The organism is Tahibacter sp. (assembly GCF_032229445.1).
Taxonomy (GTDB): domain Bacteria; phylum Pseudomonadota; class Gammaproteobacteria; order Xanthomonadales; family Rhodanobacteraceae; genus Tahibacter.
This window is the reverse complement of the sequence record NZ_JAVTWC010000122.1, coordinates 67,018-79,255: the sequence shown is the minus strand read 5'-3', so window position 1 is coordinate 79,255 and position 12,238 is coordinate 67,018. Positions and strand designations below refer to the sequence as shown.

The window sequence follows — 12,238 nt, the reverse complement described above, 5'->3', positions numbered from 1 at the left end:
GGGCGGGCGGTCATGGCGGGTACGCCACCACGACGGGCAGCGGCGTGGACGTAGCCTTGCCCCTTGTCATGCAAGCGTCAAGCTGCGATGCGCCATGCGTTGCGCGGCAACGCCTGTTGCCGGAGCAGGAGCGCCAGGCCGCAGGAATGTGCGCTCGCTGCGATCCGCACCGCCGAGTGCAAAAATCCACTCATGTGCGCACGATCGGGGCGGTGTTGACCCTGCATGTTCGGGCGTATCCGACTCCGGCATCGTCGGCCCGGTGTTGCAGACCCTGCTTTCGCGCTTCCTCTCATCAGAACCCGCAGGAAATCACGGTGCTTCGAAACGTCCGCAGAAGATGGAGCATTCGTCCTCGATCGTGACCGAGTCGAGCTGGATCACCATCGCGTGCTCGCCGCCGTTTTCGGAGACGGCCCAGGAGGCTTTTTCGAACATGGCCGGCGTGAACGTGCGGTTGATGTTGTTGAGATCCGTCGAGTCGAACAGGTCGCCGCCCGGATTGAACAGTTCGAATTCCATGCTCGTGCCGGCCGTGGCCAGCGGGGACTCGACGATGTGGATGCCGTCGGAGCGCGGATAGTCGTTCGCGATGCCGTTGTACGGGCCCGCCGGCAGTGTGACCAGCACGTCGCTCGCAGTGCCGGCCTGGAGCCTGAAGCTGGCGACGTCGATCGGGTAGCGCCAGAACTTGCCGGGATCGATCTCGATGCCATCAGGACGGGTACGGAAGCTCATCGTCACGGGTGTTTCGGCGGCGACACCGGCGAACGGACCCGTGGTCAGGTCGTTGAAGGCGATGGTGCCGTGGGCCTCGACGATCGCGTCCTGCGCGGGTACCCGGTCGAGCTCGACGACGAACGAATTGACGGCGGAACTCGGATCGATGCCCCAGCCGCCGAGCACGCGGCCGTCGCCCGAGACCGCGGTGATGGAATTCAGCGACCAGCCCGCGGGAACGGCGATGCCACGCTGGGCGAGGAAGTCGCTCAGCAGCACCATGCCGCTCTGTGGCGTCCAGACCACGGCCTGCCGTTGCGGCCCGGCACCGCTGGCGCCGCCAACCAGATTGCCGTCGTCGCTGACGCCGAAGGCGTAGCCGCGGTCGAAGAAGCTGCCGGTGCTGATGAGCCCGATCGGTTGCAGGCCGGTCGCGGACGTCCAGCGCCAGGCCTCGTTGCCTTCCGCACCGGCGCCGGTGCCGACGATGACGCTGCCGTCGCGATTGATGCCGAGCGCTTCGCCGACCTGCATGCCTTTCGCGTCGAGGAACTCGCTGACCTGGCCGTCGACCCACTTGACCGCGCGGCGGTAGCCGTCGTCCCTGTCGTTCCAGCCGATGACCACATGGCCGTCGCGGCTGATCGCATTGGCGCGGGCATAGTTGGCGGGATTCAGGCGGGGCAGTTCGCTGATGCCGGTGGCCGCATGCCAGCGGAAGGCGACGGCGTTGTTGTCGGCGGTGTAGGCAAGGCCGACCACGCTGCCGTCATCGGCGGCATCGTAGCCCGCGCTGATCGTGCCATCGAGGCCGGTGGCGCCGGGCAATCCACCGACGAGGATGGGATCGAAGAACTCGGCATTGCTGTAGGCGATCGCTGCGACCCAGCTCTGCGCGGCGTCGCGCGCCTGGCCGACCAGCGGCTGGCCCCAGCTGTTCATGCCCTGCATGCCGTTGTAGTGCTCGATCGGGCTTGCGCCGAGGTCGCGGGTCCAGCGGAACGCCCCTTCGCCGAAGAAGCTGCCCGTCGCGACGCGGCCGTGTTCGGACAGGCTGACCAGCTGACTGCCAGGCTGCCCGATCGACGTGAAGCTGCCTGCCAACGTCGTACCGGACAGACTCAGGCCGATCAGGACCGCAATAACGGAAACGCGCATGGATGAATCCTCGGCAAAGCGGGAGGAAGGTCCGCCGGGGGACCGGCGAGGGGAGGCGGGGGGGCAGGTCCGCCCGGCAGACCGCTGCAGTATTGGCGGCGTGGCCGGCAACGCTTTCGCGCTTGATGCAACGACCCTTCGCGTTCGCTTACTTTTCCATCACCGCATTGAATTTGCTGCCAATTTTTCGACGGCGTGTTCGTCGGAACCTGTGACCGCCGTCACAGGCCCCGGATCAGTGGATCTGCACGGGCCGCGGCGGCTGGGTCAGCAGCGGCGCAATCGGACGTTCGCCGGCCAGGCGACGGGCCTTTTCCAGCGCCTGTTGCCAGGCGCCGAGGTCTCCCTGTGACCAGTAGCCCCAGACCTGCAGCAGGGCACAGCCGAAGTCGGCGTCGGCCCAGCGCGCGACGCGCGCGATAACCGGTGCGGCGGACTGGTTGTCGCCGGCTTCGAGCAGTGCGCCGGCGTAGCTCTGTGCGACCACCGCCAGGTCGATCGCGATGCCGGCACGGTCGGCCTTGTTGAGCAGAACGGCGTAGCGCTCGCGCGCGCCCTCGCGCCGGTTCTGGCTCCAGTCCAGTTCCGCGGCGGCCAGACCCGCATACAGCGACGCGGCGGGGTCGCGTGTCTGCTGCGCCCAGGCCAGCAACGGCGCCCGTAACGCCTGCGCGTCGGCAGTGCGCTCCAGCGCGCGCAGTGCACGCAGACGCAGCAGCCAGAGCTGGGCGCGCTCGCGGTCGAACTGTTCCTCGGGCAGTCCTTCGATGCCGGCGGTAGCCAGGCGCAGCGCCTGCTCCGCATCCCCATCGGCCAACGCCAGGCGCGCCAGCACGGAATCGGCACGGGCCAGGGTGTCGTTCTCGATGGGCAGTTCCAGTTCGCGCTTGAGGCCGGCCAGCAGGTTTCGTGCTTCCTGCAGGCGGCCGGACTGTGCCAGCACGTCGGCGCGCACCACCGCCATCTGGTGGCGCAGGCGCGGGCTGGCACTGCGCGAGGACAGGCTCCAGAGCGTGTCGGCGGTCTGCGTGGCACCAGCGGAGTCGAGCATTTCCGACTGCGCGCGGGCCAGGCCGATCAGGGTGGTCAGCTGTTCGTTGATCGCGCCGAACGCGGCGAACCGGGCGGCGGCGCGGCGCAGGCCAGCGACGGCTTCCGCATAGCGGCCCCGTTCGATGTCGAGAATGCCGAGGTTGGCGTCGACCCTCGCCACGGCCATTTCGTCGCCGGCTTTTTCCAGTTGCACGCGGGCGTTGGCGAAAGTGTCCAGCGCCTCGTCGAAGCGGTGCTGGGCTGCCTGCGTGATGCCCAGGCCGGTATAGGCCTGGCCGAGTGCGCGTGTCTCGCTGCCGGACCGGAGCAGGTTCACGCTTTCGCTGAAATGGCGTTCGGCCGCGACCATCGCGTTGCGTCGGACGGCGGCCGAGCCCAGGCCGCTGAGCACCTGCCCACGCAGCCCGGCGTCGCGCTGCGGGTCGAGAGTCTGCAGCAGCGGCAGCAGGCGACGGTCCAGCGCTTCGTAGTCGCCGGCGCGAAAGTCGATCTGCGAGCGCCGATAGATCAGTTCCGCGTCGTTGCCCTGCGCGCCGACCGCATCGAGTTCGCGCCGTGCGAGATCCAGATCGTCGCCGAGCAGGGCGGCCTCGGCCCGCTGCAGGTGTTCCGCGCGCTGACCGACGAGCCCCGCTGCGATCGGACCGCGGCCGAGCAGCGCCGTCATGGCCTGCTGGCCGGCCTCGAGCACGTCCGTCGCGACACCTTCGCCCTGGCGCTTGCTGCCGTCGGCGGCGAAGACGTCGATACGGACGCGCCAGCGGCCGTTCTCGCGCTGCGCGCGCGGCGCGAGTACCAGGCGCGCACCGCTGGCGCGCGCGACCTGCAGATCGCTTTCCGGCGTGCGCGTGGCGGCGTCGCGCGACAACAGCACGAGCGCGGTATCGCTCGGCAGGGTGGCGTAGCCCGCGGCGCGCAGGTGCGAGGCCAGGAAATCCATGCCGCCCAGGCGTATCCACGACCATTCGGCGCCTTCGTTGATCGCCACCGGCAGCACGATCGCGGCGGTGGAGCCTGCCGTCGTCGTCGTCGGAAGGAGGCTGCCGGCAGGTGCTGCCGTAGGCCCCAGGCTGCGCCACAGCGGCGGTGCCAGCACGATGGCCGCGGCCCCGAGGATGGCCCACAGCCAGACCGGCTGGCGCCGCGATCGGTTCTCAGGAACTGTCGTGGACAGTTCCGGGCGAGGCGCGGGGTCCGCTGCAACCACGCAATGGGTTCCGACGGGCGCTGTCGCCGTCGGATCGTCCGCTCCGGCCGTGGCCACGGTGTCCGTCGGCAATACCCAGCGATAGCCGAAGCGCGGCACGGTGCGTACGGCATGCTGTTCGTTGCCGGTGTCGCCGACGGCGCGGCGCACGCGCAATATCGTCTGCGCGAGCAGCGTGTCGGACACCTCGGCCTTGCCCCAGACCGCCGCGATCAGCTCGTCGCGGCCGACCGCTCGCTCGCGCCGCTCGACCAGATACGCCAGGCAATCGAATGCGCGGGGCGGCAATGCCACGAGCGCGGCGCCGCGCTGCAATTCGCGCGTGGCGGGGTTGAGGCGGAAGTCGGCGAAGCGATAGAAAACGGCTGGCATCGGCGGCAGCGTAGCGTGTGCCCGGCCGTACGCGCCATCGGCATCCAGAGTGTGCCAACCCACAAGCTTCCGAACATTCCGGTGTCTTGACCATCCGGAATTTCTCGTTCGAGAGCTTGTGGACCGGGACACTGGCGCGGCGATAATCGTCCGCATGCAGCGATTCGGCGACAAGGCGAGCGCAGCCCTCGCGATCCACGGCGCCGGTGGCGGCGGCTGGGAATGGGCGCTGTGGCAGCGCGTCTGGCGTGTGCACGCAAGCACAGTGCAGGCGCCGGACCTCATGCCGGCGCACGGCGGGCTCGCGCAGACGCGCCTGGCGCACTATCTCGCGCAGATGCGCAATGCGGCGATCGCCCTGCAGCGGCCCGTGCTGGTCGGAGCGAGCCTCGGCGGCCTGATCGCGCTGGCGATCGCGGCCGATGTCGAAGCCTCGGCGCTGGTCCTCGTCGATCCGTTGCCACCGCGCGGGATCGTGCCCCGGCCTGCGGTTCGCGCGTTGCCACAAGACATCGTCCCCTGGGGCAGCCGGCGCCGGTTCTCGAGTACGCAGCGTGCCCTGCCCGATGCGGACGAGGCTACCCGCCTGTACGCCTTCCGGCGCTGGCGCGACGAGTCGGCGGCGGTCTTGCGCGAGGCGGCGGCGGGCATCGAGGTCGCTGTGCCGCGCTGCCCGGTGCTCGTCATCGCCTGTGACGGCGACGAGGTCGTGCCCACCGCCGCGAGCCGCGAGCTGTCCTACCAGTTGGGAGCGGAATTCTGGCGCTGCGGCAGCAGCCACGTCGGACCGCTGCTGGGCCGCGGCGCCGCCGCCATCGCCGCTCGCGCACTGGCCTGGATACACGCCGAAACACACTATGCAACGCCGTCACAAGTCCCCCTGGAAACTGAATGAACGCCACGTAACTACTGGAATTAACTGGCATTTCACTGAGGCGTCCCTACCTTGGTAGCCAGTTGAGAGCCGGGCATGGCGTCCGGATTGAGGAGGCGATATGAAGAACGTTGCATTCATCAGCATGGCCCTGGCGGCCGGCGTGGCGCTCTCCACTCCGGCTCTTGCCCGCCCCGACTACGGTCGCTACGACACGCGCTACGACTGGGCGACCGTCGTCGACGTCGATCCGATCGTCGAGCGCTCGCGCCGTCCGGTTAGCCGCGAGGTTTGCTATGACCAGCCGGTCGAGCGCTACGAACCGGGCTATACCGCGCAGCGCAACCACACCGGTGCCACCGTCCTGGGCGCGGTGATCGGCGGCGCGTTGGGCAATCAGGTGGGCAAGGGCGACGGCCGCAAGGCCGCGACGATTGCCGGCGCGGTGATCGGCGGCGCGGTCGGCAACAACACCTCTCGCCGCCGCGGCGACTATTACGAGACCAGCGGCGGTTACGTCAGCGACTATGAAACCCGCTGCCGCGAGGAGACCGGTTGGCGCCGCGACGCAGATGTCGTCGGTTATCAGGTGACCTACCGCTATCGTGGGGACACCTATCACACCACGATGGATCACCATCCGGGCAATCGCCTGCGCGTGCGGGTCGACCGCGGCGTGACACCGGCCGAGTGAGCGGCAACGACAGGTGCCGCAACGGTTGAAATTCCGGCCGGACCGGCCACCATCATTCCCAACGCAAGCACGGCCACACCGGCGCCAGGATGGTGCCGGATCGGGACGACGGGCACCTTCTGGTGTCCGTTGTTTTTATGTCGGTGACGTGAGCGAAACCTGTACGGCGGCTCCGCGGAGCCCGCCGGCTAACCGTTTTCTAATGCGCGTGCTGGCTACACTGCGCGCCTTCACATCCGTCGGATTGCATGAGCGCCGAAGCGCAGCCGTACCGGCCCGAGCGGCCGCGCCCTCCCAGCACGGACCCGGCCCAGATAGCGGCACGGGTGCTGCCGCTGCGGCGTGCCCTGCTGCACGAACTGCGCTGGCGTGAGCCGCATGTCAGCTGGCGCCGCATCGCGGTTGCCGTCGGCGTGGTCGTGCTTTCGCACCTTGCACTGGTTCTGCTGGTGCGTGAAGCGATGCGTCCCAAGCCCTTCGTCGACGACCGGCGCGACGTGATCCAGGTCAGCCTGATCGAACTGCCGCCGCTGCCCGAACCGACTGCACTCATCCGCGAACTACCGCCTCTGTCGGTCAGTGCCCCACCCACCGGCAGCGCACGCAATTCGCCCGCGCCGGCGCGGCGCGAACGCGGCCTGCGTCAGGTCGAGGCGCCTGCCGCCGCCAATGGCGATGCTGAAGGCATCGTCGCGACACCGGCCGCGCCCAGTCTCTACAGCGCCGACGGCAGTCTGCGCCTCGCTCCCATGGCGCCGGAACCGGAGGCGCGCGATCCGATGACACGGGGCAAGCTCGCCGCCGAGGAACTGGCTCAGCGCGGTCACAACATCGTGCGCTGCAAGCGCACGCGTTTTGCCGGCGCCTATACGCCAGACGAGAGCCTCGGCGATCGCGCCGCGCGCAAGTACGGCGCCTACGTCGGCCTGTACAACCCGGCGACGGCGCAGAAGGCGGCCAAACGCGCGGCCGACGCGCGCGGCGATTGCGACTGGGAAGGCTAAGAACGTTCTGGCGGGTCCTGGCACTGACGCTTCGGGGGTTTCGTAGCTGCCACACCAGCGCGCCGGTTCAGCACTCGATGACGTTGACGGCCAGCCCGCCGCGGCTGGTTTCCTTGTATTTGTCCTGCATGTCCTTGCCCGTGTCGCGCATGGTCCTGATGACCTTGTCCAACGACACGCGGTGCTTGCCGTCGCCGCGCAGGGCCATGCGCGAGGCGTTGATCGCCTTGACCGCGCCCATGGCGTTGCGCTCGATGCACGGAATCTGCACCAGGCCGCCGATCGGATCGCAGGTCAGGCCGAGGTTGTGTTCCATGCCGATCTCGGCCGCATTCTCGACCTGGTAGATCGTGCCGCCGAGTGCGGCCGTGAGGCCGCCGGCGGCCATCGAGCAGGCCACGCCGACTTCGCCCTGGCAGCCGACCTCGGCACCCGATATCGATGCGTTTTCCTTGTAGAGAATGCCGATGGCGCCCGCGGTGAGCAGGAAATCCACGATGCGATCGTCGCTCGCGCTCGGGCAGAAGCGATCGAAGTAGTGCAGCACGGCCGGCACTATCCCGGCAGCACCGTTGGTCGGCGCGGTCACGACGCGGCCGCCGGCCGCATTTTCCTCGTTCACGGCCAGGGCGTAGAGGTTGACCCAGTCGAGGATCGTCAGCGGATCCTTGAGCGCGGCTTCCGGCCGCGCCAACAGTTCGGCCTGCATGTTCGGTGCGCGCCGCTCGACTTTGAGACCGCCGGGCAGCACGCCCGCGTTGCGGATGCCGCGCGCGACGCACGCCTGCATGGCTTTCCAGATCGTCAGCAGGCCGCCGCGAATTTCCGCCTCGCTGCGCCAGGCCAGTTCATTGGCCAGGATGACCTCGGCGATCGTCTTGCCGGCTTCCTGGCACTGCCGCAGCAGTTCGTCGCCACTGTGGAACGGGTAGGGCAGCGGCGTGGTATCGGGCACGATGCGGTCTTCGGCTGCCTCGTCGTGATTGACCACGAAGCCGCCGCCGACGGAGTAGTAGTCGCGCGTGGCGAGTACCTCGTCGTGGTCGCCGTACGCCGTGAAGCGCATGCCGTTGGAGTGGTATGGCAGCTTCTGCCGCTTGTTGAAGATCAGGTCGCGTTTTTCGTCGAAGGCGACCTCGTGCCGGCCGAGCAGGCGGATGCGCCCGTCATGACGGATGCGCGCGAGCGTGCTCTCGATGATGTCGGGATCGATGCGGTCGGGCCATTCGCCCTCGAAGCCGCAGAGTACGGCCTTGTCGGTGCCGTGGCCGCGGCCCGTATGCGCCAGCGAGCCGAACAGCTCGCCGCGTATGCGGATCACGCGCTCGAGCAGGCCGCGCTCCTCCAGCCAGTGGCTGGTGAAGCGTGCGGCCGCGCGCATGGGACCGACGGTATGCGAGGACGACGGGCCTATGCCGATCTTGAAGAGGTCGAACACGCTGACGGCCATGAGGCGGTGATTCCGGCGGGCTGGGTTGTTTATTCTATCCGGCCCCGACGGAGCCGGCCTCATGACGATGCGACTTGTGCTATTCCAGCGCGACGACTGCCATCTCTGCGATCTCGCCCTGGATGTGCTGGCGCAGGCGCGCGTGCCGGATTTCTCGAGCGTGTTCATCGACCACGACAACACGTTGGAAGCGTTCTACGGCGAGCGCGTGCCGGTGCTGCGGGACGACGATCGCCGGCGCGAACTGGACTGGCCTTTCGATGCACAGCGCGTGATCGCCTGGCTGGCCTCCGGCTGATCGGATAGCGGCGGACCGGCACGCCGGTGGAGCGAAGTCCTCTTCGCCGGACCGTGGCAAAGCCCTACGTCAGACGCGGAAATGCGTTGATCAGCGGGCCGCGCCGCTGCGCAGCCGGGCGAGGATTTCATCGCGCGCCTCGCGCAGGATGGAATCCCGGTCGAGCTGGGCGACAATGTCCCGCACTGCGCGCTTGGGGCCGGATTCGCCCCAGGACTTGCCGGCGACGAGATAGCGTTCGGCGGCGCGTCCGACGACTTGCGTCGCATACCAGGCCAGCGCGCCCTGGGCGCCGGCGGTCAGCACGGTCGACAGGCCGATACTGGCGACTTTCAGCGCCGAGGCGACCAGATGCACGCCCCAGATTGCGCCCATCAGCGCGGCGAGCTGGGCGCAGATAGTCAGGATCAGCTGGCCCGCCTCACGCCGGGTCAGCGGCATGCCGTATACCTTTCCCAGATGCATGACGAGTGCCGCGTCCAGCGCCGCTGCGGCGAGCAGGTCCGCGACCGGCACCGGATTCAGCGCGACTGCGATGCCTTTGGTCAGGCAGTAGTAGCGGATGACTTTTTCCGCCACCTCGCGGCGTACGTCGGCGACGCGCTGCGCGACCTGGTCGGACAATCGCCCGGCGAAGAGGCCGGCATTGAGCGCTGAAAGGGTCTTTCCTTCGCGCGCGCAGATCGCGAGCAGGCGCTCGCGCAGTTCGCCCACGTCGGGCGGGCGCGGCTCGCGTCGTTCGCGTTCCGTACCGTTGGTGTCGACGTCGATCAGGCGCACGGGCGCAGGGCTCGCCGCGCAGCTCAGCACGTTCGTGGCCGGCAGCAGGCCGCTCGCATGCTCGCGCAGGCGTGCGAGCAGACGCTCACGTTCCGCGCCGTCGTAGCGGTCGGCCTTGTTCAGCACCAGCAGCAGCGGCCTCTCGGTGCGGGCCAGCGTAGCCAGTGCATCGCGTTCCACCTGAGTCATGTCACCGTCGACGACGAACAGGACCAGGTCGCTGATCTCGGCGACCTCGAACGCGAGGCGCTCGCGCGCCTCGCCGTCGAGTTCGTTGATGCCGGGCGTGTCGATGAGGTGCAGGCCCGAGCCGCCGGCTTCGGTCCAGCGCTGTTGCTCGGCGCGCGTCGTCGTGCCGTGCAGCACACCGGTTTCGAACGCGGCCGTGCCGAGCAGGGCGTTGCCGAGCGCGGACTTGCCGACCGAAACGCGCCCGAACACCGCCACATGCAGTTCATTGCGCGCGAGCTTGTCCAGCAGCGACTGGATGCGCGCGAACTCGTCGCTGAGTTCGCGCCGCACCGATTCGGGCACGCTGGGATCGTCCAGCAACTGGCGCAGCGCGTCGCTGGCCTGGTCGGACGGCGTGACGCTCGCCGCAGCTGGCGCGTGGCTGTGCCACCAGCGCACGACCGAATCGAACCAGCCGGCGATCGGGCTCATGGGGTCACGGGTTGCCGAGGGTGCCGGATGGTTGCCACGCGTCTACTTGAGCGCCAGGTGCGAGGTAACGGCGATATCGCCGCCGATCAGGCTCGTATCCGCCCAGTCGCCGGTGCCGACATCGAAGTCCAGCCGTTTGAGCGTGGCCTGCACGTCCAGCGTCGCCGTAGCGCCGGCGGGCTTGAAATCGAGCGTGATCTGCACGGGTCTGGATTTGTCGCGGATCGTCAGGGTGCCGTCGGCGACGAGGGCACCGCCGCTTTCCTTGACCGTGGTGCTGACGAAGCGCGCCTTGGGAAATTTCGCAAAGTCGAAAAACGCAGAACCCTTGAGCTCGCCGTCGTAGTCGGCATTGCCGGTCGTGACGCTGGTCACGTCGATCTCGACGTCGAGCCTGGCGTTGGCCAGATCGGCCTTGTCGAGCGTGACCTTCGCGTTGAAGCGGGGGAACTTGCCGCTGAATTTCTCACCCTGATAGCTGCCGGAAAAACCGAGCGTGCTGGACGGGTCCACCGTCCAGTCCTTGGCCTGGACGCTGCCGGCGAGGGCGAGCAGGGCGATCAGTGCGAGGCGCTTCATGGCTTTGCAATCTCCGGGGAAGGGTCGGCGGGCGGTGCGGGCACGCGGTCGAGTGGGGCCGGCGTTCCGACAGCCGTCAGCGCGGGCTCGCGCGACATGGGGACGTGCGGGCGCCGCCGCAACAGCGGCAGCATGCGCACGAGGGTGTCGTCGCGGTCGATGAAATGATGCTTGAGCGCTGCACCGGCGTGAGCAAGCAGCGCCAGCACGAGCACATAGAAACCGTAGACGTGGATGTTGTGGGCGAGGCCCTTGAGGGCCGGGTCGGCGCCGCCGGTCAGACTCGGCAGGTTGAACAGCGAAAACCATTGCAACGGATAGCCCGAGGCGGAGTTGTACAGCCAGCCCGACAGCGGCAGCGCGAACATCAGCACGTACAGCAGGCCATGCACCGCGCGGGCGGCCAGCGCCTGCCAGCGTGGCATCGGCAGTTCGTCCGGACGCCGGTCGGCCAGGCGCCAGGCCAGCCGCAGCAGGAGCAGGGCCAGCACGGTCAGGCCGACTGATTTGTGCAGTGCGTATATCTTTATCTTTTGCGGCGAGTTGGGCAGGTCGGACATGTACAGCCCGACCAGGCCCAGGCCGATGATGAGCACGGCCATGATCCAGTGCAGGGTGCGTGCGCCGACGCCCCAGCGGTTCGCTTCACTCTTCAACGCCATCGCCGTCCTCCGTTGCTGCCGCTGCCGCTTCCGGGCTTATTTCCCTGGCATTGCCGCGATCGCGTACGAAGGCGGCTTCCAGGCGCAACTGCACCTCATCGCCGACGGCGCTGAGCACCTTGTCCATGCCGTAGTCGCTGCGCTTGAGCGTGGCGGTCGCGGAGAAGCCGGCCGTGCGCTTGAACGTATAGGGATCGCTGGCGAGCTTGTTCAGGCGGAACGCGATATCCAGCGGCCGGATCTGGCCGTGCAATTCGAGATCGCCACGGACGATGCCGCGATTGGCGCCGAGTTGCTCGACCGAACGGCTGCGATAGCGCGCCTGCGGCCAGCGTTTGGTGTCGAGAAAGCGCCACGAGCGCACGGTTTCTTCCCACTTCGCGTCGCCGAGCACCACGGACGCCGCATCGACGCGGATGTCCACGCGCGCCGCGCTCCAGTCGTCCGGGTCGAACGCCAGGCTGCCGGCGCTGACCTTGAACAGTCCCAGGCTCTGGTTGAAGCCCTGGTGGTCGATGCTGAAAAGAATCTGCGTATGCACCGGGTCGATGCGCCACGCATCCGGCTCCGCGAGCGCGGGAGTGGTGGCTAGCAGGAGCAGCAGGAGACGAAGGCGGCGCATGTCGAGCCTAGCTTGGCAGATTGGCGCAGCGCGCAGAAGCGTGGACTCCTGAATTGTTTGTGATCGGACGAAATCACAATCGCCGGGATTTCCACGCGCTAT

The 12,238-nt window shown here is 68.2% G+C and carries 11 protein-coding genes; 4 read left to right on the top strand and 7 right to left on the bottom strand.

Translation table 11 applies throughout. The features are described 5' to 3' along the window. Positions 1 to 312 precede the first annotated feature (312 nt). Together RUU78_RS22805 and RUU78_RS22800 are read right to left on the bottom strand one after the other, a co-directional pair. On the bottom strand, positions 313 to 1,878 hold the full coding sequence (locus tag RUU78_RS22805) for a hypothetical protein (RefSeq protein ID WP_313920060.1): 1,566 nt from the start codon (positions 1,876 to 1,878) through the stop codon (positions 313 to 315). 235 nt (positions 1,879 to 2,113) lie between these two features. Next, on the bottom strand, positions 2,114 to 4,510 hold the full coding sequence (locus RUU78_RS22800; RefSeq protein ID WP_313920059.1) for a transcriptional regulator: 2,397 nt from the start codon (positions 4,508 to 4,510) through the stop codon (positions 2,114 to 2,116). A 154-nt stretch (positions 4,511 to 4,664) separates the two neighbouring features. On the opposite strand from RUU78_RS22800, the gene RUU78_RS22795 reads away from it, so the two are divergent. The 3 genes from RUU78_RS22795 (at position 4,665) to RUU78_RS22785 (ending at position 7,082) form a co-directional block, all read left to right on the top strand. Then, the gene (locus RUU78_RS22795) at positions 4,665 to 5,405 is read left to right on the top strand and encodes an alpha/beta hydrolase (protein WP_313920058.1); all 741 of its coding nucleotides are present in this window, start codon (positions 4,665 to 4,667) and stop codon (positions 5,403 to 5,405) included. A gap of 100 nt (positions 5,406 to 5,505) precedes the next feature. Further along, entirely contained in the window at positions 5,506 to 6,078 is a 573-nt protein-coding gene (locus tag RUU78_RS22790) for a glycine zipper 2TM domain-containing protein (protein WP_313920057.1), read from the top strand. Positions 6,079 to 6,326: 248 nt separating this feature from the next. Then, positions 6,327 to 7,082, top strand: coding sequence for a hypothetical protein (locus RUU78_RS22785; RefSeq protein ID WP_313920056.1), 756 nt, complete (start codon positions 6,327 to 6,329; stop codon positions 7,080 to 7,082). 67 nt (positions 7,083 to 7,149) lie between these two features. Here the strand turns inward: RUU78_RS22785 and RUU78_RS22780 are convergent, their stop codons facing one another. After that, positions 7,150 to 8,532 (bottom strand): L-serine ammonia-lyase, encoded by a 1,383-nt coding sequence (locus RUU78_RS22780; RefSeq protein ID WP_313920055.1) that lies wholly within the window; start codon positions 8,530 to 8,532, stop codon positions 7,150 to 7,152. A 67-nt stretch (positions 8,533 to 8,599) separates the two neighbouring features. Here RUU78_RS22780 and RUU78_RS22775 point away from each other — a divergent pair, with 67 nt between their 5' ends. Then, a complete protein-coding gene (locus tag RUU78_RS22775) occupies positions 8,600 to 8,830 on the top strand; it encodes a glutaredoxin family protein (RefSeq protein ID WP_313920119.1) in 231 nt (76 codons plus the stop codon). Positions 8,831 to 8,920: 90 nt separating this feature from the next. Here the strand turns inward: RUU78_RS22775 and RUU78_RS22770 are convergent, their stop codons facing one another. The 4 genes from RUU78_RS22770 to RUU78_RS22755 are packed head-to-tail and all read right to left on the bottom strand — an operon-like array spanning position 8,921 to position 12,136. Continuing rightward, a complete protein-coding gene (locus RUU78_RS22770) occupies positions 8,921 to 10,273 on the bottom strand; it encodes a GTP-binding protein (RefSeq protein ID WP_313920054.1) in 1,353 nt (450 codons plus the stop codon). 42 nt (positions 10,274 to 10,315) lie between these two features. Next, positions 10,316 to 10,852, bottom strand: coding sequence for a YceI family protein (locus RUU78_RS22765; RefSeq protein WP_313920053.1), 537 nt, complete (start codon positions 10,850 to 10,852; stop codon positions 10,316 to 10,318). Beyond that, positions 10,849 to 11,514, bottom strand: coding sequence for a cytochrome b (locus RUU78_RS22760; protein ID WP_313920052.1), 666 nt, complete (start codon positions 11,512 to 11,514; stop codon positions 10,849 to 10,851). The genes RUU78_RS22765 and RUU78_RS22760 overlap by 4 nt, the downstream gene beginning before the upstream one ends. Further along, on the bottom strand, positions 11,498 to 12,136 hold the full coding sequence (locus tag RUU78_RS22755; protein WP_313920051.1) for a YceI family protein: 639 nt from the start codon (positions 12,134 to 12,136) through the stop codon (positions 11,498 to 11,500). The genes RUU78_RS22760 and RUU78_RS22755 overlap by 17 nt, the downstream gene beginning before the upstream one ends. Positions 12,137 to 12,238 lie beyond the last annotated feature (102 nt).